Source organism: Candidatus Dependentiae bacterium (assembly GCA_013821315.1).
Taxonomy (GTDB): domain Bacteria; phylum Babelota; class Babeliae; order Babelales; family Babelaceae; genus JACDHA01.
In genome coordinates, this window is record JACDHA010000044.1 from 1 (window position 1) to 4,677 (window position 4,677).

4 protein-coding genes and 1 tRNA gene are annotated in these 4,677 nt (G+C 34.6%); 3 read left to right on the plus strand and 2 right to left on the minus strand.

The features are described from left to right. The first annotated feature begins 288 nt into the window (after window positions 1-288). Together H0X48_06750 and H0X48_06755 are read left to right on the plus strand one after the other, a co-directional pair. Window positions 289-365 (plus strand) — tRNA-Met (locus tag H0X48_06750). Window positions 366-472: 107 nt separating this feature from the next. Continuing rightward, a complete protein-coding gene (locus H0X48_06755; protein MBA3954989.1) occupies window positions 473-1,891 on the plus strand; it encodes a hypothetical protein in 1,419 nt (472 codons plus the stop codon). Here H0X48_06755 and H0X48_06760 read toward each other — a convergent pair. Continuing rightward, window positions 1,888-2,316, minus strand: a complete 429-nt coding sequence (locus H0X48_06760; protein MBA3954990.1) for an NUDIX domain-containing protein — start codon at window positions 2,314-2,316, stop codon at window positions 1,888-1,890. The genes H0X48_06755 and H0X48_06760 overlap by 4 nt on opposite strands. A 3-nt stretch (window positions 2,317-2,319) precedes the next feature. Further along, window positions 2,320-3,885: a murein biosynthesis integral membrane protein MurJ gene (gene murJ / locus H0X48_06765; GenBank protein ID MBA3954991.1), complete on the minus strand. Its 1,566-nt coding sequence runs from the start codon at window positions 3,883-3,885 to the stop codon at window positions 2,320-2,322. A 197-nt stretch (window positions 3,886-4,082) separates the two neighbouring features. Between murJ and H0X48_06770 the strand changes: the two genes are divergently transcribed. Then, window positions 4,083-4,586, plus strand: coding sequence for a hypothetical protein (locus H0X48_06770; GenBank protein MBA3954992.1), 504 nt, complete (start codon window positions 4,083-4,085; stop codon window positions 4,584-4,586). The last annotated feature ends 91 nt before the right edge of the window (window positions 4,587-4,677 follow it).

Below are 4,677 nucleotides of genomic sequence, written 5' to 3' on the forward strand. Positions count from 1 at the left end.
TTGAAGTTCAAAAGCACAATCATGTGCCCATTCTAGTTATTGATTGGACTAAAATTATTAATAATAGTCTAGATAAAACATCTATAACTATACACTGTTCTTTTACTCATACAAAAACGACAGCACTAGCGGTCGTAGTTATATTCTAAAAGTTAAGGACTAAAAGCAGTTGATAGATTTTGGCATACTCTCTCTTTTGTGCAAGAAAAAATTTGACAATCTATAAAAAAGGGTTTATTATAGATTATATAGCTTGAAAATATTTCTTTTTTTCAATAAAAAATTCATCGCGGGGTAGAGCAGCCTGGTAGCTCGTTGGGCTCATAACCCAAAGGTCGCTGGTTCAAATCCAGCCCCCGCAACCAAATAATCAAGGACGGTTTAAAACCCCGTCCTTTTTTGTTGCTCATTTTTTGCTTTCATGTAAGTATAACTCTTGTGGGTAGCTTTTAATTTATCACCTGAGATTTACATGCATATTTATATCGTGACTTTTTTTAGTGTATTGATACTATCTTCTACAACATTGTATAGCTATTTATCTCTCATACACCTAGCACAAATACCAGTAACTTGTTTTTACTCTAAACGTCATTTGTCACCACTCGTTGGTGCATTGGTATATGAATCAGGTTTACTTTTAGACTTTTATAACAAACCAAGCTTAACTAATACTAAACCAACAACTAAAACAGAACTTTTACTGTATTATTTGTTTCGTAAAGATAAAGATCACTTTGCCCCTACAGTTGCTCGTAATAATCCAGCTACTTATCTTACAACTCAAGATACTGCTCAGCTACTCTCTTGCCTTGAACAGAATAATTTTGATACTTACGCACCTGAATTATATAAAAAACTAGCAGCTCAAGCACAAGCAACCTACCCTGCAGACTATAACAAAGCAAGTTTTAGAAAGCATTTTAACCATATAATAAGCTATATTCAAGAATCACAAAAAGAATGTCTAGCCGGTCTTTATCATCTTTTTACTCCTCATGCTATTTTAGCTGCTTTTTTTTATTGTAAAGCAACAGAATTACAACAGGTAAAAGAATACGCTCGAGAACTAGCTCTAAACTGGGATACTACAACAAATGAAAACAGCAACTCTAACTCATTGTGTGGGGTTCAAGACAGAGAAAAGAGTTATAGCAACTATTATATGAGTGCTCTTGAGCTTATCGCACACCGTACCTATTTAACAGCTTTACCACCGTGCGTTCCTCAAGGTTACTATGGTTATCAACAGAGCAAAGCCGTGCCCGATTGTTTTGAAACAGTAATAAGGGAATTTTGTAATGTATTGTTTTATAACTCAGCACAACATACATTTGATATAACTTATTTATCAAGCAACTGTTGTTATACTTCAGAATTTGAGCACTACTATACCTACGTACAACCATCAGCTTTTCATGTTAAAACACAAAGTGCTGGTCAAAAATGGTTGGACTACGTATCAGGGAAAAACACTATCGAATATGTCAGTGGCAACTACGAAATGCGCCCTACAATTGCTAATTTTATAGCTATACTAAACTATTTTTTTGGCCTTACAACTACCAATCTAGAAGAACTGTGCATACACCTCTCGACTGATACAAAAAAAATTACTTGTGTAGAAACACAACAACAGGTATATGGCAATTACAAAGGTTTACACCAAACAAGCGCTAACGTACTAGAATTTTTTATACAAGAGCCATCGCAAAAGTATTCTTTTTCTATAAGCTTGATACCCTTTGAGCATATTTGGCACGCCTGGATACATATTCCTCAAAGAGCAAATCATACTATTTATAAAAAACTAGATGCTAGCTTTTTAGACACCTTAAAATCTTTTGAAGCTACTATAGAATATCAGGCCATCCACAAGCTTATCAGCTAGGCTGCTTCTCTATATTGATCTGCCATACGTAGCATTTGCTGAGCATTAGAATAGGTTACTTGCTTTAATGCATCTTTTAAAGAGAGCCACTCGTATGAACTATGTTCAGGAGAAAGTATAACAGACTGAGTTGACGCTTTACCTAAAAAGAAGGTCACTTCTTTGCTTACTAAAATACCTTGATTGTCTTTAAACAAATAGGATAAAGACTGTTCAAAATGAGGGATAAGAGTAACCGTAAGACCTGTTTCTTCTTTAAGTTCCCGTACTGCAGCCTCTAGATTTGTCTCTGCACCTTCAAGCTTACCCTTAGGAAGATCCCAATGACCTTTATGATAATGTAAAATAAGATAGGTTCTTTCTAGGCGATCCGGTAGCTGAGTTTCATAAAAAACAATAATGCCGGCTGAGTATTCTTTTTTCATAGTTTAATCCAAAAAATAAAGTTTTATACCAAATTGTGAACGTGTTATATAAAGAAGGCCAAAAAAAGCTAACGATAAAGGGCCGACCCAAAACCAAAGCCCAACAGTGTCAAGTAAAAGGTGAACGTATGTTGCAGGCAGAGTTTTTATTGCTGTTAAAATGAGCTTATAGACAATAAAAAACACTGTCGTTAAGCTGCCAAGCTGGAGCATATAATGGGTAAAAAAACGGGCTAAAGCGCCCCAGTATAAAGTAAAATTAAATTTAGCGCGTAAAATCCAAAAAAACAGCACTGTCTGAATAAGGCCTGAAAGGGCTGTTCCTAAGGCAAGACCATAAGATCCTAAAAAGCCTATAAAAAACCAATTAAAAAGAGTGTTACCTACTGTCGCTGTAAGCGTGATTAGTGTCGGCAGTAGAGTATTATTAAGCGAATAGTATAAACTAAGCAAGATTTTATTTATCGAAAAGAAAAAGAGTCCTGATAGAAACAGCCTTAAAAGCCATGCAGACTCATGTACTTGAGAAAGCGAAAAGTTTTTAAATAAAGTAAAGAATATCTCATAAGAAAAATAGCCCATCAAAATTAAAGCAGGCAACGTTAAGTAGATAATAAGCTTGGTTGACTCAAACAAATAAAAACTTAGTCTTTTAGGTGCATAACTACTAATACGCGAAAAATGGGGCAGTAAAATAGTAGAAAAAGCTGCACCAAAAATTCCTAGGGGTATCCCCATAAAGCGTGATGCATAGGTTACTAACGAAATAGAGCCTTCGGGTAAATAAGAAGCAAACTGAGAATCAATATACAAACTAATTTCCATAGCGCTCATAGTAACTATACAAGGCAAAAATTTAAACATTATGGCTCTAAAAATCGAGTAAGTAGTCTTATCAGGGCGAGCAAAAGTAAAATTAAGCTTAAAATACATATACAGATGTAAAAGAAGCTGCAGGAGCCCACCTAAAAGGACAAAAAAAGCAAGATAAGGCACCGGTAACTTAAAGTACCAGCAAAGACTTAATCCAGCTATATATATTATATTTAATAACGCTGGACTAAAAGCAGGTATAGCAAAATGATGCACTGCTTGCAATGCACCAGACAAAAGTGCACTACTTGAGATAAAAAAAACAAAAAACATTAAAATACGTAGTAACGCTACAGCTGAAGCCAGCTCAACTGGTTTAGCTGCAAAACCTGGAGCTGTAAATAACACTATAGGCTGAGGAAAGGCTACAACAAGCAAACATACAGCAAATAAAAGAGCTTCTATAATCATTAACATAAGAGTTATTAGCTTACTTATTTGATTATATTCTTTTTCTTTAGCTAAAAGCACAAGACGAGGCATAATAGCCGCACTTAATGCCCCTTCAGCAAATATTTTACGTAAAAAATTAGGAACTTTATACGCTACCAAAAAAGCATCTGATAGTGCCCCTGCACCCAAGTAACGTGTTTCAAATATAGTGCGCACCAGGCCTAAGATCCTACTTAATAAAGTAGAACCACCTACTGCTACCGTTTTTTTTAAAATAGACTTTTTGGATAATGATTTTTGCATACTGCCCTTAAAAATTACTAAAAAAAATAGTGCCTACTCTAGTTAAGTGTATATTTTTTAGATAAAAAACGAAAATGCTTGTTATATAATAAAAGATTCTAGAATATACTCACCTAACTCTTGACTTTATTTATTATATATTAGTAAATTTAAAAATATAATAATATTATTAAAATTACACAAATAAAGGATCTCTTATGAAAAAATTATCAATAACATTACTGTTAAGTGTTGCAACTCTATCAGCTTTAAGAGCAGATTGCGATAGCATGCTAAGTGAAAACACTGCCCCTATAAGAAGACAAGAAATGTTTCAATCAGATAACTTAGACACAATGGCAGAGATGCCTGCTGAACAAACTACAGTTACTAATCAAGATGGATTAGCTGGCGGATATGCAGTAGGAATTGAAGTTATAGAAGCAGATATTACTCCTGTTGATGAATCAGACATGAGTGCCTCAACTATGCAACAAGACAGAGCACCTTTGTCTTATAAAAATAAAGCCGCTAACAAAAGCGACGTAGATATGGTAGCACCTGTTGTAGATACCACAAAAGATGACACTCTTACTGCTCAGCCCTCAAAAGACGCAGATGTTGAAATCGATCTTGAAGAAGACTTCGACATGGACGATAAAGACATGCCAAAATCAGCTGTAACATATAAAAATGCAGATGATTACGAAGCAATAAAATAATATAAGATAAGTATATTTAGATATCTTATAAAAGAGCGGAAGGTAAAAATTCCGCTCTTTTAGTGATTTTTTTCTTGAATCAGGCCGTGGT

Coding starts and splice junctions, on each gene's coding strand:
- H0X48_06770 (MBA3954992.1), top strand. CDS start 4,083: ATGAAAAAATTATCAATAACATTACTGTTAAGTGTTGCAACTCTATCA.
- H0X48_06760 (MBA3954990.1), bottom strand. CDS start 2,316: ATGAAAAAAGAATACTCAGCCGGCATTATTGTTTTTTATGAAACTCAG.
- H0X48_06755 (MBA3954989.1), top strand. CDS start 473: ATGCATATTTATATCGTGACTTTTTTTAGTGTATTGATACTATCTTCT.
- murJ (MBA3954991.1), bottom strand. CDS start 3,885: ATGCAAAAATCATTATCCAAAAAGTCTATTTTAAAAAAAACGGTAGCA.